Annotated in this window: 21 protein-coding genes; 8 read left to right on the top strand and 13 right to left on the bottom strand. The window is 38.5% G+C overall.

Features of this window, described 5'->3' with window-relative positions; genetic code table 11:
* Nucleotides 1-3 precede the first annotated feature (3 nt).
* The 4 genes from LIX50_RS03390 to LIX50_RS03375 are packed head-to-tail and all read left to right on the top strand — an operon-like array spanning nucleotide 4 to nucleotide 6,043.
* Complete coding sequence (locus LIX50_RS03390) at nucleotides 4-2,811, top strand: DNA translocase FtsK (protein ID WP_048953600.1); 2,808 nt, start codon at nucleotides 4-6, stop codon at nucleotides 2,809-2,811.
* 17 nt (nucleotides 2,812-2,828) lie between these two features.
* Nucleotides 2,829-3,446: an outer membrane lipoprotein chaperone LolA gene (gene lolA / locus LIX50_RS03385; protein WP_005633722.1), complete on the top strand. Its 618-nt coding sequence runs from the start codon at nucleotides 2,829-2,831 to the stop codon at nucleotides 3,444-3,446.
* A gap of 60 nt (nucleotides 3,447-3,506) precedes the next feature.
* Nucleotides 3,507-4,847, top strand: a complete 1,341-nt coding sequence (locus LIX50_RS03380; RefSeq protein ID WP_111407875.1) for a replication-associated recombination protein A — start codon at nucleotides 3,507-3,509, stop codon at nucleotides 4,845-4,847.
* Between the two features lie 20 nt (nucleotides 4,848-4,867).
* The gene (locus LIX50_RS03375; protein WP_111407876.1) at nucleotides 4,868-6,043 is read left to right on the top strand and encodes a multidrug effflux MFS transporter; all 1,176 of its coding nucleotides are present in this window, start codon (nucleotides 4,868-4,870) and stop codon (nucleotides 6,041-6,043) included.
* A 42-nt stretch (nucleotides 6,044-6,085) separates the two neighbouring features.
* Here LIX50_RS03375 and LIX50_RS03370 read toward each other — a convergent pair whose 3' ends face one another.
* The 8 genes from LIX50_RS03370 to LIX50_RS03335 all read right to left on the bottom strand — a co-directional run bounded on the left by LIX50_RS03370 (nucleotide 6,086) and on the right by LIX50_RS03335 (nucleotide 14,020).
* Nucleotides 6,086-6,373, bottom strand: a complete 288-nt coding sequence (locus tag LIX50_RS03370; RefSeq protein WP_373454881.1) for a c-type cytochrome — start codon at nucleotides 6,371-6,373, stop codon at nucleotides 6,086-6,088.
* Between the two features lie 33 nt (nucleotides 6,374-6,406).
* Nucleotides 6,407-6,889 carry a TlpA family protein disulfide reductase gene (locus LIX50_RS03365; RefSeq protein WP_111407877.1) on the bottom strand — a complete coding sequence of 161 codons (483 nt, stop codon included), beginning with the start codon at nucleotides 6,887-6,889 and terminating at the stop codon, nucleotides 6,407-6,409.
* On the bottom strand, nucleotides 6,876-7,550 hold the full coding sequence (locus LIX50_RS03360) for an ABC transporter ATP-binding protein (protein ID WP_005636775.1): 675 nt from the start codon (nucleotides 7,548-7,550) through the stop codon (nucleotides 6,876-6,878). The genes LIX50_RS03365 and LIX50_RS03360 overlap by 14 nt, the downstream gene beginning before the upstream one ends.
* Nucleotides 7,551-7,591: 41 nt before the next feature.
* Nucleotides 7,592-8,746, bottom strand: a complete 1,155-nt coding sequence (locus LIX50_RS03355) for an ABC transporter permease (protein ID WP_111407878.1) — start codon at nucleotides 8,744-8,746, stop codon at nucleotides 7,592-7,594.
* The gene (locus LIX50_RS03350; RefSeq protein WP_111407879.1) at nucleotides 8,733-10,073 is read right to left on the bottom strand and encodes an ABC transporter permease; all 1,341 of its coding nucleotides are present in this window, start codon (nucleotides 10,071-10,073) and stop codon (nucleotides 8,733-8,735) included. Before LIX50_RS03350 ends, LIX50_RS03355 begins: the two co-directional genes overlap by 14 nt.
* Before the next feature lie 2 nt (nucleotides 10,074-10,075).
* Complete coding sequence (locus tag LIX50_RS03345) at nucleotides 10,076-11,491, bottom strand: Fe-S-containing protein (protein ID WP_048953616.1); 1,416 nt, start codon at nucleotides 11,489-11,491, stop codon at nucleotides 10,076-10,078.
* Between the two features lie 96 nt (nucleotides 11,492-11,587).
* Complete coding sequence (locus LIX50_RS03340) at nucleotides 11,588-12,109, bottom strand: iron transporter (RefSeq protein WP_005626197.1); 522 nt, start codon at nucleotides 12,107-12,109, stop codon at nucleotides 11,588-11,590.
* A 27-nt stretch (nucleotides 12,110-12,136) separates the two neighbouring features.
* On the bottom strand, nucleotides 12,137-14,020 hold the full coding sequence (locus LIX50_RS03335; RefSeq protein WP_226385893.1) for an FTR1 family iron permease: 1,884 nt from the start codon (nucleotides 14,018-14,020) through the stop codon (nucleotides 12,137-12,139).
* A 203-nt stretch (nucleotides 14,021-14,223) separates the two neighbouring features.
* Between LIX50_RS03335 and LIX50_RS03330 the strand changes: the two genes are divergently transcribed.
* The 4 genes from LIX50_RS03330 to qseC all read left to right on the top strand — a co-directional run bounded on the left by LIX50_RS03330 (nucleotide 14,224) and on the right by qseC (nucleotide 17,691).
* Complete coding sequence (locus LIX50_RS03330; RefSeq protein ID WP_111407881.1) at nucleotides 14,224-15,111, top strand: Dyp-type peroxidase; 888 nt, start codon at nucleotides 14,224-14,226, stop codon at nucleotides 15,109-15,111.
* 131 nt (nucleotides 15,112-15,242) lie between these two features.
* Nucleotides 15,243-15,608, top strand: coding sequence for a YgiW/YdeI family stress tolerance OB fold protein (locus tag LIX50_RS03325; RefSeq protein WP_005636761.1), 366 nt, complete (start codon nucleotides 15,243-15,245; stop codon nucleotides 15,606-15,608).
* Between the two features lie 64 nt (nucleotides 15,609-15,672).
* Complete coding sequence (locus LIX50_RS03320) at nucleotides 15,673-16,335, top strand: response regulator (protein ID WP_048953620.1); 663 nt, start codon at nucleotides 15,673-15,675, stop codon at nucleotides 16,333-16,335.
* Nucleotides 16,336-17,691, top strand: a complete 1,356-nt coding sequence (gene qseC / locus LIX50_RS03315) for a quorum sensing histidine kinase QseC (protein ID WP_111407882.1) — start codon at nucleotides 16,336-16,338, stop codon at nucleotides 17,689-17,691.
* A gap of 48 nt (nucleotides 17,692-17,739) precedes the next feature.
* On the opposite strand, the gene LIX50_RS03310 is transcribed toward qseC, so the two are convergent.
* The 5 genes from LIX50_RS03310 to rsxD are packed head-to-tail and all read right to left on the bottom strand — an operon-like array spanning nucleotide 17,740 to nucleotide 22,209.
* Nucleotides 17,740-19,113, bottom strand: a complete 1,374-nt coding sequence (locus LIX50_RS03310) for a sodium-dependent transporter (RefSeq protein WP_226385887.1) — start codon at nucleotides 19,111-19,113, stop codon at nucleotides 17,740-17,742.
* Nucleotides 19,114-19,172: 59 nt separating this feature from the next.
* Entirely contained in the window at nucleotides 19,173-19,808 is a 636-nt protein-coding gene (nth, locus tag LIX50_RS03305) for an endonuclease III (protein WP_005626177.1), read from the bottom strand.
* 1 nt (nucleotide 19,809) lies between these two features.
* Nucleotides 19,810-20,508, bottom strand: coding sequence for an electron transport complex subunit E (locus LIX50_RS03300; protein WP_111407884.1), 699 nt, complete (start codon nucleotides 20,506-20,508; stop codon nucleotides 19,810-19,812).
* A 1-nt stretch (nucleotide 20,509) separates the two neighbouring features.
* Nucleotides 20,510-21,133: an electron transport complex subunit RsxG gene (gene rsxG, locus LIX50_RS03295; RefSeq protein ID WP_226385886.1), complete on the bottom strand. Its 624-nt coding sequence runs from the start codon at nucleotides 21,131-21,133 to the stop codon at nucleotides 20,510-20,512.
* Complete coding sequence (gene rsxD, locus LIX50_RS03290; RefSeq protein ID WP_226385885.1) at nucleotides 21,133-22,209, bottom strand: electron transport complex subunit RsxD; 1,077 nt, start codon at nucleotides 22,207-22,209, stop codon at nucleotides 21,133-21,135. The genes rsxG and rsxD overlap by 1 nt, the downstream gene beginning before the upstream one ends.
* Nucleotides 22,210-22,211: the final 2 nt, after the last annotated feature.

Below are 22,211 nucleotides of genomic sequence, written 5' to 3'. Positions count from 1 at the left end.
TATATGATTAAACGAATTACAGAACGCTTTACACCAAGACAGTATTTAGCTGAATTATTATTAGCATTAACCGCACTTTTGGGACTTTATTTAATTATTGCTTGGTCTAGTTATACACCTTTAGATAATTCTTGGGCAACGGCTGCATCTCATGATGGAACAATTAACAAGGCTGGAGCATTCGGCGCTTGGGTAATTGATCTCCTTTTTGTCTTTTTCGGATATGTTGCACATATTTTTCCTTTTGCTACGTTTTTAGTACCAGTTTATCTATTAAAAATTAAAGCGGTTAAACAGCTTTCATGTACGCGAATTATTTTACGTAGTTTTGGTTTTTTTACTTTAATCATCGGTCTTTGTGTGATGAGCATGTTGCTTTTATCAAGTAATTCTTTTTATTTGAGTGGCGGTGTGCTTGGTGGTTCACTTGTAGTGAATTGGATTTATCCTGTACTCGGTAAATTAGGTGCAATATTAATTGGGTTGGTCTTTGCTGTCATTGGATTCATTTTTTGTTCTGGTGCCTCATTTATTCGATTGCTTGTGACGTTTTATCATTGGCTTACTATGAAAAATGAACAAACTGAAGATGTTAAACAAGATGAATCGGGAGAGGAATTAGAGCAAATTTTGATTCAGAAACCAGATTTTATTCAAAATATGATATTGCCAGAAGTTGCGGAACAAAATGAACATAATCCAAAACTTGTGGAAGATAAGAATGATCGTGAGCTTGGAGAAAACGAAAAGTTATCTAATGAGCAAATGATAAATATTAGTGGATTAACACAGAATATCGCTATTCAAACAGATTATAACGAACTTAATTCACAAAATATTGATGAACAATTTATTTCTGATTTAGGTATGGAAAAATTGCCTAGTGTTCATATTTCAAATGAATTAAATCATCAAATGCCGAATGAAAATGATTTTGTCCCGGTGTGGATTAATAATAAAAAAGAAAAGGGACAGTTGAATAAATCAGAACATGAAATAAGTGCGGATAATTTTTCAGAAATTTCTTTACTACAAGATGATGAAATCCCAACGGTTTCCTTGCGTGAAGGTTTAGCGCATCAGAATGATGAAGAAAATAATTTTTCACATCTTGCTGAAGAATTTGCAGCTCGTGAAGCAGTACGTTTTGCTCAAGCTGATGAACAAGTTCGTTTAGCGGATAATAATTCAGAAATGATGGTTTCTTTACAGAATGAAGTGACTGAAGAACAAGTTAAAACCACAGAGAATACACCTCATTATCAAGGTTATAGTGGTTCACTAATTCATCCAGCATTCCAACAGCCGACAACTAAACGTGAAAAGCCTAGCACGCCATTGCCAAGTTTAGAGTTATTGTCAAAACATCCAGCAGTGGAACAAAATATTACGCAAGAAGAAGTTTTGGAAACATCTCAACGTATTGAGCAACAATTACGTAATTTTAATGTGAAAGCGACTGTAAAAGATGTGCTTGTTGGCCCTGTTGTGACGCGTTATGAATTAGAATTACAACCTGGGGTGAAAGCGTCAAAAGTCACGAGTATTGATACCGATTTGGCGCGTGCATTAATGTTCCGCTCGATTCGTGTGGCTGAGGCTATTCCTGGCAAGCCTTATATCGGTATTGAAACACCTAATCTTCATCGTCAAATGGTGCCATTACGTGATGTGTTAGATAGTAGCGAATTCCGTGATACTCATGCCACTTTGCCAATGGCTTTAGGTAAAGATATTAGCGGAAAGGCTGTGATTGTTGATTTAGCGAAAATGCCACATTTGTTGGTAGCAGGTTCAACAGGATCAGGTAAGTCTGTTGGCGTGAATACGATGATCTTAAGTTTACTTTATCGTGTTCAACCAGAAGATGTGAAATTCATCATGATCGATCCAAAAGTCGTCGAACTTTCTGTTTATAATGATATTCCGCACTTGTTGACGCCTGTTGTAACAGATATGAAAAAAGCCGCTAATGCGTTGCGCTGGTGTGTAGATGAAATGGAACGCCGTTATCAGCTGCTTTCTGCTCTCCGTGTACGCAATATTGAAGGCTTTAACGAAAAAATTGATGAATATGAAGCAATGGGAATGCCAGTGCCAAATCCAATTTGGCGACCTGGCGATACAATGGATACGATGCCACCTGCATTGAAAAAGTTGAGTTATATTGTGGTTATTGTCGATGAGTTTGCTGATTTAATGATGGTAGCGGGTAAGCAAATTGAGGAACTTATTGCTCGCTTAGCACAAAAAGCGCGAGCTATCGGTATCCATTTAATTTTAGCGACGCAACGTCCTTCTGTAGATGTAATTACCGGTTTAATTAAAGCGAATATCCCAAGTCGTATTGCCTTTACGGTTGCAAGTAAAATTGACTCACGAACTATTCTTGATCAAGGTGGGGCAGAGGCGCTTTTAGGTCGTGGTGATATGCTTTATTCTGGGCAAGGTTCATCGGATTTGGTGCGTGTTCATGGTGCCTTTATGAGTGATGATGAAGTTATTCGTATTGCGGATGATTGGCGAGCACGTGGTAAACCTGACTATATTGATGGCATTTTAGAAAGCGCAGACGATGAGGAAAGTGCGGAAAAAGGAATATCAAGCGGTGGAGAATTAGATCCACTTTTTGATGAAGTAATGGATTTTGTTATTAATACCGGTACAACTTCAGTATCTTCTATTCAACGTAAATTCAGCGTAGGCTTTAACCGAGCCGCGCGTATTATGGATCAAATGGAAGAGCAAGGAATTGTTAGCCCAATGCAAAATGGTAAGCGTGAGATTTTATCGCGTCGTCCAGAATACTAATTTAAAAGGAAAGTAAAATGAAAAAAACAACGTTAAAATTTGCCGCACTTGCCTTACTTGGTTTGAGTAATTTGGCATTGGCTGATGCGGCAAGTGAATTGCAAATGCGTTTAGCTAAAGTCGATGTGTTAAGCGCTGAATTTGTGCAAACAGTGACCTCAGGAAGTGGCAAAAATGTTCAACAAGGAAGTGGAAAACTTCAAATTAAACGCCCGAATTTATTCCGTATGGATACTAAAACTCCTCAAGAAACCCAGATTATTTCTGATGGTAAAACCTTGTGGTTCTACGATCCATTTGTGCAACAAGTGACCGCGCAATGGGTGAAAGATGCGGTGAATAACACACCATTCGTATTGCTTACAAGTAACGATAAAAGCCATTGGGATCAATATTCGGTTATGCAACAAGTGGATACTTTCGTATTGAAACCTAAATCTTCAAAAAGTAATATCAAGCAATTTGATATTCGCGTTGATGCTAATGGCGTATTAAGAAATTTCAGTACGACCGAGAAAGATGGGCAAACCAATCTTTATGTTTTACGTAATATTACGAATCAGACGTTGTCTGACAGCTTGTTCCAATTCAAGCCAGAAAAAGGTGTTGAAGTGGATGACCAACGTAAAAAATAACAAATGATTATTTGAAATAAGGGCGTAGAAATACGCCCTTCAATTTTGTGAGAAATAAACATGTCGAACCTCAACTTTGATTTTGCCGAAAATGATTTTCGTCCACTGGCAGCCAAGATGCGCCCAACGAGTCTAGAGCAGTATTTTGGGCAAACTCATCTTATTGGTGAAGGTAAGCCGCTGCGTAAAGCTATTCAAGCTGGGCATATTCATTCTATGATTTTCTGGGGGCCACCAGGTACAGGAAAAACAACGCTCGCAGAAATTATTGCGCAACGTATTAATGCTGAAGTTGAGCGAATTTCTGCGGTGACGAGTGGTATCAAAGAAATTCGTGAAGCCATTGATCGTGCAAAACAAAATCGTCTTGCAGATCGTAAAACTATCTTGTTTGTGGATGAAGTCCATCGTTTTAATAAAAGCCAGCAAGATGCATTTTTACCGCACATTGAAAATGGAACCGTTATTTTCATTGGGGCGACAACAGAAAATCCCTCTTTTGAGCTAAATAATGCGTTGCTTTCTCGTGCACGAGTGTATGTGATGAAATCACTTACAACGGCTGAAATTGAACAAGTTTTGCAGCAAGCTGTAGAAGATCCTGAACGTGGATTGGGTAAAGAGCGCTTAATTTTAGAAGAGAATTTACTGCAAGTACTTGCTGAATATGTTAGTGGGGATGCACGATTAGCTTTGAATTGCCTCGAATTAATGGTGGATATGGCGGATGAAACGGAAAATGGAAAGAAAATTGACCGCACTTTATTAAAAGAAGTCTTAGGCGAACGTCAAGCAAGATTTGATAAACAAGGTGATCGTTTCTATGATTTAATTTCTGCTCTACATAAATCTGTTCGAGGTTCTGCACCAGATGCGGCATTGTATTGGTATGCACGAATTTTAACGGCAGGTGGTGATCCTTTATATGTTGCGCGCCGATTACTTGCTATTGCTTCAGAAGATGTGGGAAATGCGGATCCTCGCGCTATGCAAGTGGCATTGGCTGCATGGGATTGCTTTACTTGCGTGGGGGCTTATGAAGGAGAGAGGGCCATTGCCCAAGCCATTATCTATCTTGCAGTTGCGCCAAAAAGTAATGCGGTTTATACCGCATTTAACACCGCCAAACAGCAAGCGAAAGATTTACCCGATTATGATGTTCCACCACATTTACGTAATGCACCAACTAATTTAATGAAAGAACTTGGCTACGGTGCTGAATATCGTTATGCCCACGATGAACCTAACGCTTATGCAGCAGGTGAAAATTATTTCCCGCCTGAATTAAAAGACACTCAATATTATTTTCCGACGAATAGAGGTATGGAAATTCAGATTAAGGAAAAATTAGAACGATTACGTGAGCAAGATAAAAGTGCGGTGAAAAAACGGTATAAATAATCTTTATTTAGGATATATAAATGCAAAAAACAAATTCAAAAGCCTTTTTAGTGATTTTACTTGGTGTACTTTCTGCCTTTGGACCATTTGTTGTCGATCTTTATTTGCCATCATTGCCACAGCTTGCACAATTTTTTGATACAACGGCTTCCATGACGCAATTAACGCTCACAACGGCAATGATCGGTTTAGCCGTTGGGCAGCTATTACTTGGCCCGATGAGTGATAAATTTGGACGCAAAATACCGCTGATTATTTCACTTTTAATTTATATCATCAGTACGATTTTACTGATTTTCTCACCGAATATTGAAACGATGATTGTATTAAGAGCGGTACAAGGGCTTTCCTCTGCTGGAAGTGTAGTAATTTCTCGTGCGATAGCGACGGACTTATATCGTGGTCGTGAAATGACACGTTTTTTTGGGCTATTAATGACGATTAATGGTATCGCACCGATCATTTCACCTATTTTAGGCAGCTTATTATTAGAATATATTGGTTGGAAAGGCGTATTTTTCTTTTTAGCAATTATTGGTATTGTTGTATTACTATTTTGTCTTCGTTTAAAAGAAAGCCTAATTATTGAAAAACGTTTGAAAGGTTCTGTACTTTCCACATTCTTTACATTTGGCAAGATTATAAAAAATAGAATGTTTATGAGTTATGTTGGTATTGAAAGCTTTTTGCTTGCTGCCATGTTTGCGTATATTGCCGCTTCACCTTTTATTTTGCAAAGTTTTTACGGATTAAGTGTGTTTACCTTTAGCTTATGTTTTGGAGCAAATGGTGCTGCATTAGTTATGGGAGCAAATATAGGTGGTAAGTTGTCAAATCGTACTGCACTTTCTTTTGGGGTATTAGGTTTTGGGATTGTCGTTCTTTACACCATTTCGACACTTATTATTCAACCTAACTGGTTTTTAGTTGAAATTGGCTTCTTTCTTATGCTATTGATGATGGGGCTTACCTTTCCTGCAATTTCTTCATTGGCAATGGAAAGTGAACGTCAATATGCCGGAAGTGCTTCTGCATTACTTGGTTTTACTCCCTTTTTTCTAGGGGGCGTTGTTTCACCATTAGTCGGTATTGGTAATATTTTCTATGCAACAGCTGTGGTGATTTTAGTTTGTGCTTTCATCAGTTTGATAATTTATTTTTTAATTCGTACTAATATTAAGGCATACACAGAATAAAATTTAAATGCGATTAATTTCAAAAAATTAATCGCATTTTCTTTATTTTTTTAATGTAGGAACAAGTTCAGATAAGTTTTTTATATCCTCTTCACTTAATTGGCTTTTTATCCTATTGCCCGCTCCTTCAATTTTTCCACTTTTTCGCTCAGAAAGTGCGGTATAAATTTCTTGAGGAGTCAGGTTATTGATAATTCTTGATTCTCCCATAGCAGATTTCTCACCAGATTTTCCATGGCATGTAGTGCAGCTTCGTTTGTAGAGTTTTTCGCCTTGGGCAAGATTAGTATCAGCAAAGGCCACTTTAGTTAAGCTAAGGCCGAAAATCATAATCAGAATTATTGGGTTAGTTTTTTTCATTGTTTATCCTTTAAACAATTTATCTAAATCATTAGATGGAATTGCGCCTTCATATTTAGCTTGAATGTTTCCTTCAGGGCTAATAATAAATGAAGTGGGCGTACCCATAAGCTGATAACGCTCTGCGGTAATTTTCATTTGATCTTTAATTACAGGCAAGTGGAGTTCACGTTTAGCCACTACGGCTTTGGTGTCCATTTTATCGCCATCCACATTAATTGCAATGAGCGAAACTTTGCCAGGATTGTCTTCTACGAGTTTTTCAAATTCTTTTAACTCTGCAATACAATGTCCACAGGTTTCTGACCAAAAAACTAATAATCGTGTGCCTTTCCAATTCTCAAGGTTTGCAGGATTGCCTTGAAGATCATAGGCGGCAATATCAGGCGCTTTTTGCCCTACTGAGGCAACTTCATCTTTACAAGAAACAGCACCAAAAATAACCGCACTTATGGCAACTAATTTCAATAGTTTATTTGTTCGCATGATTTTCTTCCTTTACAAATTTTCCATGATGTAAATAAATAACACGATCGGTGAGTTCACCTAACTCTGGATTATGTGTCACCATCACAATGGTGCGCCCTTGTTGATTTAGTTTTGTGAGCAAATCTAGCACTAAAGATTCGTTTTGTTCATCTAAATTTCCTGTTGGTTCATCAGCAAAGATAACGGGCGGTTGATTAACTAACGCACGCGCAATGCAAACACGTTGTTGCTCGCCGCCTGAAAGTTGGCTTGGTCGGTGATCAATGCGATGGCCTAAGCCTACTTGTTCCAATACCGCTTTGGCGGATGCTTCATCAATCACGCTGTGATAATGTTGTGCCAGCATAACGTTTTCAAGTGCGGTCAAATAAGGGATTAAATGGAATTGTTGAAATACCAAGCCGATTTTTTCAGCGCGGAAACGTTGTCGACCGACTTCATCTAATTGAGCGGCATCCACGCCATCTAAAATGACTTTACCTTCACTAGCGGTATCTAAGCCTGTTAAAATATTCATCAGTGTGGTTTTTCCAGAGCCTGAAGCCCCCATAATCGCCACAAATTCCCCTTGTTTAATTTGAATATTAATGTCTTCCAGAGCGGTAACTTGCCCGAAGCGTTTATATAAATGTTGGGTTTCTATTACAAAGTTGGTCATGGTTTTTCTCTTTTATTATCTAATTTATAGGCGTTTCAGTTTTACTCACCCTTCAACACATTCGCAACATTAATACTCAATGCTCGACGTGTTGGAATAATAACAGCTACAAATGCCACTAATAACGAAAGTACAACCGTAATTGGTAACACTGGTAATCGCATATCAATATAAGATTTGAACACGGTTATTCCTAATACTTGAGCTAATAAATACCCCAAGCCAAGCCCGATAATAATCGCACAAAACGCGATAATTAAAATTTCGGTGCTGATTTGGCGAATGATGTCAAATTTTTTTGCACCTAGTGATTTTTGTAAGGCAAATTCTTTGGATCGTTCACCGACAATTGCAATTAATGTAGTGTTCACACATAAGGTTGCAAGCACCAAAATCACAAGGGAAATTAAGCCCATTAAGCCTTTAATTTTTTCTAAAATTTGTCCTTCTGAGGCGGAAACTTTACGGATCGGGCGAGCGGTTAAATCGGGATATTGTTGCATGATTTTTTCGGCAAATTGATCCACTGTATTAGCGCCTTGCTCATTTTGCACATTGAGTAATGCGTTGTTGACTACGCCTTCTTTATCTAACCAATTTTGTGCAAATTCAACATTCACAATAAGCATATTGTCAGTTGCATCACCAGCTTCTACAATTCCTTTAATGTTAAAACTATGTTTTTCTACGGCATTTTTAGACAGTTGTAGGCTATCTCCCACTTTAACATGTAATCGTTCAGCAAGGGTTTTCCCAATCATTGCATTGCGGTCGTCAAAGTTTACGTTGATTTCGGATCCCGTAACTTGCCAGTAAGGGGCGAGGATGCGCATGGCATCAAAATTTACGCCCATCAGAACAATTTTTTCTAAATCACTGCGTGTGACGCCATAAAGGTAAGGACTGGCAGCCGTGATAAAACCATCTGGTGCTTTTTGCAAAATTGCGTTTAATTCTGCTTGATTCATCATTCCGCCATCGGCTGAACCAATGTAGAAATTTGCTCCGAAAGTACGCAGTTCTTGGCTCATTTTGGTATTGATGTCGAAGTAAACGGCAGCCATTGCAGTGACAATACTTGCGCCCACAGTAAGTGCAGTGAAAATAATCAATACTCGTTGGAGGCGTAGTCGCAATGCGCGGAAAATTAATCGCCAGAACATGCTTTGAGTATTCGCGCTTTTATGCTCTGCCATAAAGCACCTCGACAGGGTAAAGTTTAGCGATTTTATGCGCAGGGAACCAAGTGCCAATTACAGCAATAAGAATGGAGAGTACGAGAACACAAGGTACGACGATCCAAGCAAAATCAAGAGGTGCACCAAATAGTGCAGCACCGATAAATTTGGCTAATCCCCATCCGGCTAAACAGCCAAATATTCCGCCTACTAATGCACTTAACACCGCTTCGCAGTAGAACAGTAAGGTAATTTGCCATTGATAAGCGCCTAGTGCTTTCATTAAGCCAATTTCTTTTGAGCGTTCTATAATTCCTGCACTCATTAAGGAAGCAATACCCATTGCTGCGGCGATTAATGCCGCGAAGGTAACGACCGCTAGTAAGAGTTGGATTTTACCAATCACTACACCTTCAGAAGCTGCAACTTGCCAAATTGGGCGAACCATTGCGCCAGAAATTGCTTCTTCTAATTGATGAGAAATTGAAGAAACATAAGCGGTGCAATACCAACGGTCATAGGCTTCCGCATCTAAGGCATCCGTATTGGCGCGCGCTTTACGGGAAAGATCGTTTTCTGGCACAGTGAGGGCAGATACGCGGACGGATTGCACTTTGCCTTCTAAACCTAGCAAATTTTGCACCGCACTGAGGGGCATCACAAGCTGATTATCTTCTGTTCCCCCCGTACTTAAAATGCCTTTAATTTCTACCGCACTTTGTTGGCTTTCGCCGTTATCGTTTGTGTAGCTTAAGCTAAGTTTATCGCCAATTTTCCAACCATTACTTTTGGCAAGTTGTTCGCCAGCAAGAGCAGGGGCGATTTCTCCAAAGTCATTGTTTAAATCATCAACCCATTCCCCTTCTACTTTCCAGTAAGGGCTAATGATTCGTTGTCCTGTGTGGTAATCTTCTTCATCAGGCACGGCAATATTATGATCAAAGAAGGTACCAAGCACATTAATCGTTTTCGGCGCTGAAAGTGCGGTGGAATTTTGTGAAGATTTTGTCACCTGTACATTTGCTGAAAGCAATGGGGCAAAACCCACGATATTATTTCGCCAGAAAATATCTTTGATATTGGGAAGCTCTTTTTCATCTAAAAAATCTTGGCTAGATAATGAAGCACTATGACTGAGTTCATCAGGCAATGCTGCATTGCTGGCTGGCTCCACCAAAATATTGGCACCGTAAGATTTCAGCTCTTTTGCCATTTTGTCACCAATATCAATGGAAACGGCAAGCAGCGCGGAGACTAAGCCAGCGGCTAAGAAAATAGTGATAATGGCGAGCAATTTACGTTTGATACCAAATCGCCAAGATTGAAATAACATTCGAGCAAGCATTGTTATTCCCCTTTTGGATTTTCGTTTTTGTTAATACCGAGATAGTTATCGGGATTATCGCGGAATAAATCGAGATTTTTTTCGTTCTCAAAGAAATAAGTATGCCCTTCGTGGCTATATTTATATTCAGTTTTAGTGTTTTTGAGTTTGGCGCCACTAATCGGATCTTGCACTTCAATTTCCACAATCGTACTGAATAGATTTAAGCCATCTTCAAGGCTTTTACGAGAAATCACGATTTCATTGTCAGTTTGTTGCCAATTTTCAATCGGTACAGGGTTGCAACCGCCCGGTTTACCGATAGATGGAATAAAGAGATGCACGCCACAACCAACACAGACTACTTGATTGCCTTGCATGACATAGCCTTGATCGCCGCAGAGTAGGCAAGCATCGAATACTGCCGCCATACTGACTTTATTCGGTTGGCGATTGATAATGAAAAAGCGTACGGCTTTGCCATCATCAGCAATCCAAACAAAGCGGTGAAGTTTACCGTCTTTAAGTGGCTCTAGAGCTAAATGCACTTCATTTTTGTCATTAAGTTGTACTGGAACTGCTTCAGAAAGCTGTGGTGGTTGAGAGGCAACTTTTTCCCAATAAAGTTGGCTTGCAGCAACAAATAAAATACCCAATATGCCCCAGTAAATGGTGCGTTTTGATGTTTGTACGAAGGCTAATTTTTTGCGTTTTTCAATCAGATCTTTTTCGGCTTTAGCTTCTCTTAAACGTTTTGAATGTGTTTGAATGGTAAAAATACACAAAACAGCGAGCATTAACACAACACAAATGATATTGAGCCAAGCGGTGATTTCCCCTGATTTTGCCACAAAACTTAACCGCACTTTGGTGAGTTCAATGAGTTGTAATTTCATTAGGGTAAGCAGTAGTTCTGCTACAATCGGAAGAATTAACGCGATAAAAAGTAAAAAGCTGAGTGCTAAAAGTGCGGTAGATTTTCCTTGTGTTTTTTGTTGCTGTTTAAGTAAGAAATAGAGCCATGCACTTGAGGCTAAACTAAAAATTACGCCAAAAATGACCGCACTTATATTTAAAATAAAATCAGTGTTGATGACATCTGTGTTGGTGAGTGCGGTGATGTTTGGATCTTTCGCCCAAGTTGCTCCCGCGATAAGCATTAATGCAAATTGCCAGAATGCGGCAAGGTTTGATGATTTGCTCCATTGGCTGATTGCAAAAAGTAAAAAGATAATTAAAAAGCCGATGGTTAGAATAAGATTGGTGGTTTGTCCATTAGGAATATTTAGTCGTAGGACAACACCCAAAGCCAAGCCAATAAGGCTTAACCAAATAAGCGTTTTAGGCGAAATATTGCCTTTTTTAATTGCCCAAGATGCACCGAGTAAAAGCGAAATTGGCAAAAGAGCTTGCAAAACAAAAATGAAAAAATAAGTCATAGAAAGCGGATTTTTAAATGGTAGGGTGGGCTTTAGCCCACCGTTTTTTTATGTCTGATTGTTAATTGGTGGGCTGAAGCCCACCCTACAGCACTATTATTTTAAACCAGTAAATTTAAATTCATAATTTACATCAAATGGTTTCCACCAACGACCCACGCCAGTTTCTTCGTCAGTGTGGCGGTGCATACCAGCTTTTGGTGGCGGATCGATATGGTAAGTTAATTTGTAGTTACCCACGCCCATCATTTTGATGTTTGCGCCATAGTGTGGGCCATCGCCAGCAACCATTGGCATGAAGGTACCTTCTTGTTTAGCACCAGTATCGGTATTAACTAAGGTATAGTTGATGGTTAAATAAGGCATCCATTCACCTTCACCAAAACCGTTTTTGTTACCTTTCACTGCATGAATGTCTGCTTCTAAGTGAATGTCAGATTTTGCTGCAGGTAAGCCCATGCCGCGAGGTTCCATATCTACTGGTTTTAAGTAAACCGCTGCAATTTCCATGTCATTCATAGTAACTGCTTCACCGATTGGATATTCTTGGAATGCGTAAGCAGAAGTTGCTGCAAACATTCCTGCTAATAAACTTGCGCTAAGAAGTGCTTTTTTCATAGTTTCTCTCCTGAGATGAGTTTTGAGTTAATTTGAAACCGCTTTTTTGCTTTGATATTTCATAACAAACAAAGCAAAAATAGCAGCAAGAATTAAGATTGCTTGTGGTACAAGGGTTTCCACATAAGGATAAACACCTAACCACGAGATTTCTGGTACACCGTTAATTAATGTCGGTTCAAACAGTTTACCTTCAATAAGTTCAAGTACAGATTTGCCAGCGAATACAAATGCCATTAAATACATAAATGAACCAGTAAACATAAAGAATGGTTTTAATGGCAATTTAACCACGGTGTAACGCATTATAAAGTAGCAAATCGCGAGTAAAATCACCCCGCAAATAAAGCCGGCAAAAAGATAGGCTAAACTAACCGCACTTTTCGCATCGCCAACTAGGGCATAATAGAACAATACGGTTTCTGCGCCTTCACGATATACAGCAAGGAAACTGGTCAGCCATAAGCCGAATAGAGAGCCTGCTGTTAATGCCGTTGATAGTTTACCTTCGAGATAGCGTTTCCAGTTTTGTGCTTCGACTTTAGAAAGCAACCAGTAACTCATACTAAACAACATGAAGACTGCAATAATCATTGTGAAACCTTCAAGCAATTCGCGGTTTTGGCCTGAGTTTTCAAAAATAAGTTGGAATATGAATGCGGTAACGACGCTTGCCCCTAACGCCACATAAACGGATTGGCGAATAAGTGGCAATTTATCGTGATGATTATTTTTTACCATATAAGCCACAATAGCGGCAACAATTAATAATGCCTCTAAGCCTTCACGTAAAATAATAAGCAAGCTATATAAGAACATGGACCAATCACTTTGTTCTCTGCCTTGTAATATTTGAACGGCTTTCGCTAAGTTTTGGCTTAAACCTGTAGCTTGTTCCTGTAATTTGTCGCCATTTCCCGCTTTCATCAGACTGACTAAACGGGTGAAATAACCTTCTAATTCTGCTTTAAAATTGCTATCGCGCGAGCCCACTTTATTTTCCATACCAGAATTTTCAAATACATCAAAGTAAGTGTCTTGTACAGAAAGCATGGCTTTTTTTGCATCGCCTTGTTCATAAAGGGCAATAGCTTGTTGAATACGTTGGTTGATTTCAGTCGTAATTTTTGCCCAATCTTGCTCCGCAACGTTATCTGAAGTTTGCGCTTGTGATTGTGTCGCTTGAGCGTTTTGTTCATCGCGAGTGGTAGGCAAATTAGGAAGCTGCTCTTCAATATCTTGCAAGAGTTGTGTGCTTTGGTAAGCAATTTCTGTCATTTGATCAGGTTGTTCACTCAAACGAATCAAATTATAGAATTGTTGATTGATCGCGGCTGAAATTTCAGAAGAGCGGTTAGTTCTAACCGACATTTCCATTTCAGAGTTTTTGTAGCCGTCATATTGAGCTTGTTGGAATGCTTTTTTAGCATTGGCAAAATCACCGCTTTCATAAGCGGTAATGGCTTGTGCAATAAAATCATCAATGGTTTTGAAACTTTGTTGCCAATAAGGTTTGATGGCTTGATTATCATAAACGCCGTGCTGACTATCAGCATTGAGTTGATGCCCTTCAACAAGAGAAGGTAAAACTTGCTGTAATTCATTTTTTAAACCGTTGATTTTGGCTTGAACCTCATTCATTGGTTTACCTTCGCCAATCATCTTGCGAATCTCACCAAAAGTGGCTTCCATTTGATAGCTTTTTTGCGCTGAAAAATTAATGCGAATCGGACCTTCTAAATTTTCAAATATTTCAAAATAGGCCATTTGTACTTCTGTTTTGGCATCATCAATTTTGTTTTCTTTAAGAAGTTGTTCGGTGTGATTCAAGCGTTGAGTGATGTCATCTACCCATTTTTGATAGTTGTTTGCAAAAACAGATTGAGACAAAAGAAAGAGGAAGGGAATCATTACGTAACGAAAAACGCGAAACATAAGAGTTAATCCTTTAAATGAAATTTATTCTTATTTAGAGGTTATATTAAATAATAAAAAACCGCAATAATGAAATCGTATTTTTGTGATGGAAATCAATTTATGCTGAAATATTTAGGATTTTTATACAGTGTTTTTGTATAATTTGACCGTTTTTTTATTGATGTACGGAGATTTTTATGACTGCGCAAACGGGTATTTTACTTGAATCTTGTAAAGCAGGTGTATTTTTAGAAGCAAATATTACGGATTATTCTGTTGCCTCTAAAGCTATTCATCAATTCCTTGATAGTCTTGAACAGTTACAACAAGCGTATCCTGATGCTCGTCTAGGTGCTGTGCTCGCTTTTGGTGATAGCGCATGGAAAAAGTTAGGTGGTCAAAGTGCGGCAGAGCTTAAACCTTTCGTAACCTTAGGCAAAGGTGATCTATCTGCGCCTAGTACGCAAACTGATCTTTTAGTGCATATTCAATCGTTACGCCCTGATGTTAATTTTTCTGTGGCACAAGCTGCAGTGAATGCTTTTGCTCAAGCTATTGATGTTCAGCAAGAAATTCATGGTTTCCGTTGGGTGGAGGAACGAGATCTCACCGGTTTTATTGACGGAACTGAAAACCCAAAAGATGCAAAGCGAGCAGAAGTTGCCTTAATTTCAAATGGCAATGATAAAGATGGGAGTTATGTGTTTACTCAACGTTATGAACATAATCTCGCTAAATGGGAAAAATTAAATACAGCAAAACAAGAAAATGTGTTTGGACGCACTAAAACGGATAGCGTAGAAATGGAAGACAAGGCGGATACTTCTCATGTTGGTCGTACAGATTTGAAAGAGAATGGCAAGGGATTAAAAATCTTACGTCAAAGCTTACCTTATGGTACAGCGAGCGGTACGCACGGATTATTCTTTATTGCTTACTGTGCAACGCTTTATAACATTGAACAACAGTTGCTTAATATGTTTGGTGAAAAAGACGGAAAAACTGACCGCATTTTAGGTTTCACCAAGGCTGTAACGGGCGCTTATTATTACGCACCATCTATTGAGCAGTTGAATAAACTTTAATTTATGAAAAACCTAAATTAAAAAAATTTAGGTTTTTTTATGTTTCTTAACTTTTTCTTAAGATTTATTTGTTTTAATACACACATCCAAGCAATGGTGCTTGAAATTAACTTAATTAAAAAGGAAACATTATGAAAAAATTTGCATTAGCAACAATCTTCGCATTAGCAACCACTTCTGCATTCGCGGGTTTTAACGGCGGAAATACTCAAGGCGGTTTTCAACAAGCAACCCCTTCAGCAATTAGTGTAAAACAAGCTTTATCTGCAGCAGATAATTCAATGATTACTTTAGTGGGTAATATCACACAACAAATTGATGACGATGAATTCTGGTTTAGCGATGGCACAGGTCAAATCAAAGTAGAAATTGAACGTCACGTTTGGAATGGATTAAATGTAGATCCAAGCGATAAAGTGAAGGTTTACGGTAAACTAGATAACGAAGCATTCGAGAAAGCAGATCTTGAAGTATTACGTATCGAAAAAGTAAAATAATCATTCTTTGAAAATGGCGAGCATTAGCTCGCTGTTTTTGTTTATAAAGAGCGGTCAATTTTTTATGAGAATTTTATTGATAGAAGACGATAATCTAATCGGCAATGGTTTACAGATTGGTTTAACGAAACTAGGTTTTGCTGTGGATTGGTTTACGGATGGAAAAACAGGAATGGATGCCTTAACCTCTGCGCCTTATGATGCGGTTGTGTTAGATTTAACTTTGCCGAAGCTTGATGGATTAGATGTATTGCAACAATGGCGCTCCAAGCATCAAGATGTCCCAGTATTAATTTTGACTGCCCGTGATACCTTAGATGAACGTGTAAAAGGATTGCAAAGTGGAGCGGATGATTATCTTTGCAAGCCTTTTGCTTTGGCTGAAGTTGCAGCGCGCTTGCAAGCGCTTATTCGTCGTCGTTATGGTCATCATCATTCTGTGATTGAGCATGCTGGCGTTAAACTCGATCCAAATCAGCGTTCTGTTTGGTTGAATAATCAACCCATTTCTTTAACAAGCCGTGAATATAAATTACTTGAATTATTTATGCTGAATAAAGATCGCGTACTGTCTCGCGCATCTATTGAAGAAAAATTATCAAGCTGGGATGAAGAAATTAGCAGCGGAGCGTTAGACGTGCATATTTATAATTTGCGTCAGAAATTAGGTAAGCAATTTATTCGAACAGTACACGGCGTTGGATATGCGTTGGGAGTAACCCAATAAATGAAAAACAAACGTTTAAGTTTTCGTCTTATTTCTGTTCTTTCTTTCACCGCACTTTTTGTGTGGGGCGTATCTACTGCTGTCGCATGGTGGCAGGTGCGTAGTGAAGTGAATGATGTTTTCGATGCCCAACAAATCCTTTTTGCTGAACGCCTTGCCAATTCAGATCTTAGTCATATTCTGTTAGAGCATGTGGAAGATATTAATAAAATCCAGCCACATTCGTTCAAGAAAAACTATGATGATGACGCATTAGCTTTTGCTATTTTTTCTAAGGATGGCAAACGTTTATTAACAGATGGACGTAATGGCGATAATTTTGTGTTTGATAATGAAATTGGATTTGCGAAAGGCTATATGCTGAATGATGACGATGAATGGCGTATTTTCTGGCAGCCTGTAGCAAATGGAAATTTGATTATTGCCGTTGGGCAAGAGCTTGATTATCGAGAAGATCTAATTGAGGAAATGATCTTTGGGCAAATGTGGATTTGGTTTGCAAGTTTGCCTATTTTGATCATCGTTTTAGGATGGTTGATTCATAAAGAACTTCGACCGATTAAACGTTTAAGCCAAGAAGTTCAAACGAGAAAATCTGGTGATGTGTCATTGTTGAATACAGAGGGCTTACCTGTTGAGATTTTACCCTTAGTAAAAAATTTAAATCAATTTTTTGACCGCACTTCGGCTATGCTACAACGTGAACGCCGTTTTACCTCTGATGCCGCCCATGAATTGCGTAGTCCATTGGCGGCATTGCGTATTCAAACTGAAGTTGCTCAACTGGCGGGTGATGATGGGGAATTGCGAGAACAAGCACTTTTGCATTTAACACAAGGGATTGATCGTGCATCGCAGTTAATTGAGCAACTTTTGACGCTTTCAAAACTGGATAATTTACAAGAATTGGAAGAATTACAGCCTATTGATTGGGAAGGCATCATTCAATCGCTGATTGCTGAGCGCTATTTTGTGGCAGAAAAACGTAAAATTACCTTGGCTTTTGAGAAAGAATCTGAACCAAAGCAGAAACAAGGGCAACCAATTTTAGTTTCATTGATGCTTAGAAATTTACTAGATAATGCCATTAAATATTGCCCAGAAGACACAACTGTTTCAGTGAAAATCGCATCTTCTCAGATTATTATTGAAGATAATGGTGGTGGTGTTGACTCTGAAGATTTGAAAAAACTTGGTCAGCGTTTTTATCGCCCAGCTGGGCAAAATGAAAAGGGTAGTGGCTTGGGGCTTTCTATTGTCATGCGAATTGCGGAATTACATGGATTCAAAGTGCGGTTAGAAAATGTTTTAAAAGAAGGGCAGCGAATTGGCTTAAAGGCTCAAATATTTTTATAGACATGTCCTTTAAAAAATAAAACCGAGTAAAGACTCGGTTTTTCTTTTTTAAAATAGGTTGCTGATAAAGATGACTAAAATAATCACTGGCACAACGAATTTCACATAGTTAAACCAGATTTTAGTGAATGTTGAGTTAGGTGTTGGAGAAAGTTCTTTTTTCGCTTCATCTTTTAACACAAAACCAACAAAAATAGCACAACCAAGTGCGGTCAGCATAAAGAGAATATTTCCACTGACATAATCATAGAAATCAAAAATGCTTTTGCCGAAAATGGTGACATCTTTCCATACATTATCCCCTAAAATTGCTGGAATATTACCTAAGACAAAAATACCACCAAGGGTTAAGACAATCGCTTTGCCACGGCGCATTCTGAGCTTTTCTTGTAATGCGGTAATGATTACTTCATAAATTGTGATAGAAGTAGTTAGCGCAGCTATTAATAATAAGCCGAAGAAAATAATTGCAAAGAATTTACCCGCCCATAAGTGAGAGAATACGATAGGTAAACTTTGGAATACTAAAGTTGGGCCTGCATTTGGTTCAATCCCAAAGGTGAAAAGTGATGGGAAGATCATAAAGCCCGCAAGTACGGCAATAATTGTATTGGTAAAACCAGTAATAACTGCAGTTTGTATTAAGTCTTCTTCTTTATTTAAGTAGCTTGAAAGCGTAATTAATACGCCAAAACCAAGGCTTAATGCGAAGAATACTTGACCTAAAACGAAGATAAATAATTGTGGTGTAATTTTGCTGAAATCTGGTTTTAAATAAAATGTAATTCCTTCCATTGCACCTGGTAATGTGACGTTGCGAATAACCATTCCAATGAGGAAGATGAATAGTAATGGCATTAAATATTTTACAGAACGCTCGATTCCACCAATGATCCCTTTAGCTAAAATAATGTAATTCACCACAACAAATAAGAAGGTGTATAGCATAATTTCATAAGGGCTATTGCCAATATGTAGCTCGTAGAAATCTTTGGCGACATCTTTAGTAATGGGGGCTGAGATATCTAAGGTACCGCTGATTAAGCTAATGATATAAGAAATAACCCAGCCACCAAGCACCATATAATACGCCATGATACCGAATGAACCGAGTAATCCCATGTAGCCAAGGATTTTCCAATATTTGGAAATACCTTTTCCTTTATCCAGAATTTTATCACCAAAGGCATCAATGGAGTTTACACGTAAGCGGCGGCCGATCACGTTTTCAACGAGAATCATCGGAATACCGATTACAATCATTGCGATACAGAAAAGTAGAACGTAGGCTCCGCCACCATTTTCGCCCACAAGGTAAGGGAAGCGCCAAGTAGCGCCGAAACCGACAGTTGCGCCTGCGACAGTCATGACATAAGTGAGTCGGCTAGACCAAGTTTGTCGCTGTTTATTATTTGTTGTCATTTGTTTTCCTATTTTTAATAAAAAGTGCGGTAAATAATTAGAGTGTTTTATCGCAAAAATTAAAACTCAATTTTTTCTTTATATTCACACAGATCTTCAATAATGCATGAGCCACAACGAGGTTTCCGTGCGATACAAGTGTAGCGCCCGTGTAAAATTAACCAATGGTGAACATCCACTTTAAATTCATCAGGTACGACTTTAAGTAGTTTTTCTTCTACTTTTACCACGTCTTTACCTGGTGCAAAATTAGTTCGATTGCATACACGAAAAATATGGGTATCCACCGCAATGGTTGGATGACCAAATGCCGTATTTAGTACAACATTGGCTGTTTTTCTGCCCACACCTGCTAATGCTTCTAAGGCTTCGCGATTTTCGGGCACTTCACCGTTGTGCTTTTCAATTAAATCACGGCAGGTTTTGATAATATTTTCTGCTTTGCTATTAAAAAGCCCGATAGTTTTAATATAGCTTTTTAAACCATCTAATCCTAAATCTAAAATTGCTTGTGGTGTGTTTGCAACAGGGAATAGTTTTTCTGTCGCTTTATTCACGCCTTTATCGGTTGCTTGTGCCGATAGAATTACCGCAATTAATAATTCGAAAGGCGAATTATACTGTAATTCTGTGGTCGGGTGGGGATTTTGATCTCTTAATCGGGTTAATATTTCGATTCTTTTTAATTTATTCATCTTATTTATCAATTCGATTTTTTATTGCAAGGAGCAAGCCTAATCCTATAAATGCGCCTGGTGGCAGAATGAAAAGTAAAAAGCTACTGTCTGTATGGTAAATATGGAGCGTTAAAAATTGAGCTTGTTCGCCAAATAGATTTTCGATGCCATCAAAAACCGTACCTTGTCCAATGATTTCACGCAATGCACCAAGTACTGTCAAGCTAAGTGCCATCCCTAATCCCATTGAGAAACCGTCCCAAACTGAATGGAGTAAGCTGTTTTTTGAGGCGAACGCTTCTGCCCGACCTATCACAATACAGTTGGTAACGATGAGTGGAATAAAAATTCCAAGTGATTGATAAAGCGTATAGGTATAAGCATTCATTAAAAGTTGAACGACAGTTACTGTCGTCGCAATAATCATCACGTAGATTGGAATGCGGATTTCATTCGGAATATATTTACGGAAAAGTGAAATGACCGTATTTGTGCAAGTGAGCACAAGCATTGTCGCTAAACCTAAACCCAGTGCATTGGTGGCGGTGCTAGACACCGCTAAAAGCGGACAAAGCCCGAGAAGTTGAACAACCGCTGGATTATTTTTCCAAATTCCTTGAGTAAAGATTTCTTTCCACATGGACTTTTGTTGATTTTCAACCGCACTTTCTATTTTTTCTTCTTCAAGTGCGGTATTTTTTTCAGTTAAATCTGTCATATTATTTCACTTGTGTTGAAAGCTGTTGTAACAAGGCTTGGTTATTTAGCATGATTAATGCTGAGCGTTTAGTTTGATTCACCACTGCGCGAGGTGTAATGGTTGCACCAGAAAATTGATCAAATTTCCCGCCATCTTTTTTTACCGCCCATTCGCTTAAATTATGCTCATTAATCGACTGATGAGTGAAATTTAAAATCCAGTTGGAAATACGAAGTTCAATTTTATCGCCTAAGCCAGGTGTTTCATGGTGTTCAATAACTCGTACGCCTAACACTTCACCTTTCGGATCTAATCCCACAAGCAAGCGAATATCGCCAGAATACCCATCAGGTGCGGTGGTTTCATAGGCATAGGCAGAAACATTTCCATCTTTTTTCGCAAAATAAATTTTCTGAATGCCCACCAAATTTTTATCTTGAGGAATAACCGCACTTTCTAACAGATTATTATTGAAATAATCTTGTGGAATGACCTGTAAAAGCAATTCTCGTTGTTGTGCCGCCATCACAGCGTCAATTTTATCTTTTGTTAGGAAAAAAATACCCGCAGAAATTGCTGTGCAGAGTAGGGCTACAGAGCCTAATAATATCCCGTAACGCGATGTAATTTTTACTGTGCCCATTATTTTTTTCCTTTTGTTGGATAACCAGATACTCGAGGACGTGTGTAATGATCGATAAGTGGAACGCAAATATTACTTAATAAAATTGCGAATGCTACACCATCTGGAAAGTTTCCGTGATAGCGAATGAGATAGACAAATAACCCCACTAATGCGCCAAAAATAATTTTTCCTCGTGGTGTAATGGAGGCTGTGACAGGATCTGTCGCAATAAAAAATGCGCCAAACATCATTGCGCCACTAACGAGTTGACTCATCGCACTTAAATGCGTGAAGCCAGTAAAAGCGGTCACGGTGGCTAAACAGAAAAAGGTGACAAGCATCGCCACTGGAATTTGCCAGTGAATGACACGTTTTACAATAAGGAAAATTCCGCCCAGTAAGAAAGCCACGTTGACTTGCCACCAGCCTTGAGCAAAGTCAGTTCCATTACCCATAAAAATCGGCAGTTTAATCAATTTATAAAAATCATTTAATTGAGTGTGACTTTTATAGAAAATTTTTGCGCTATCCAAAGGCGTTGCTTGGGTGATGCCATCAATGTTATGTGTAAGTTGTGAAAGCGTAAATCCATCAGTGGTTAAACCTGAAAATATTAATGAAAACGCATCTGAAAAAGTCGGTGGTTCCTGTAATAAATTAATTGGAGGCATCCAAGTTGTCATTTGTAACGGGAATGAAATTAAAAGAATTACATAGCCAATCATCGCAGGATTGAATGGGTTTTGTCCTAAGCCACCATAAACCTGTTTACCTAATAAAACTGCACAAAGTGTTCCAATGATGATGACCCAATAAGGTGCATAAGGTGGAATAGCCATCGCCAAAATTAAAGCAGTCAGGGATACGCTGAAATCTGAAAGATAATTTAGCGGTTTTTTACTACGTAATTTTATTGCAATAAATTCCGCAATGATAGCTGTACCAATGGCTAATACAGATTGAAGCACCACACCAAATCCAAAATAATAAATTTGCGTGAAAAAAGCTGGCATCATTGCCAACATTACCCAAAGCATAATACGCGCTGTGAGTTTCCCTGAATGAGTATGAGGAGAGCTAACCATTTTAAACATTA

Source organism: Haemophilus sp. Marseille-P9675 (assembly GCF_916862695.1).
GTDB lineage: Bacteria > Pseudomonadota > Gammaproteobacteria > Enterobacterales > Pasteurellaceae > Haemophilus > Haemophilus haemolyticus_K.
Note: the sequence above shows the minus strand (reverse complement) of the source record. Positions and strands in the feature narration are given on the sequence as shown.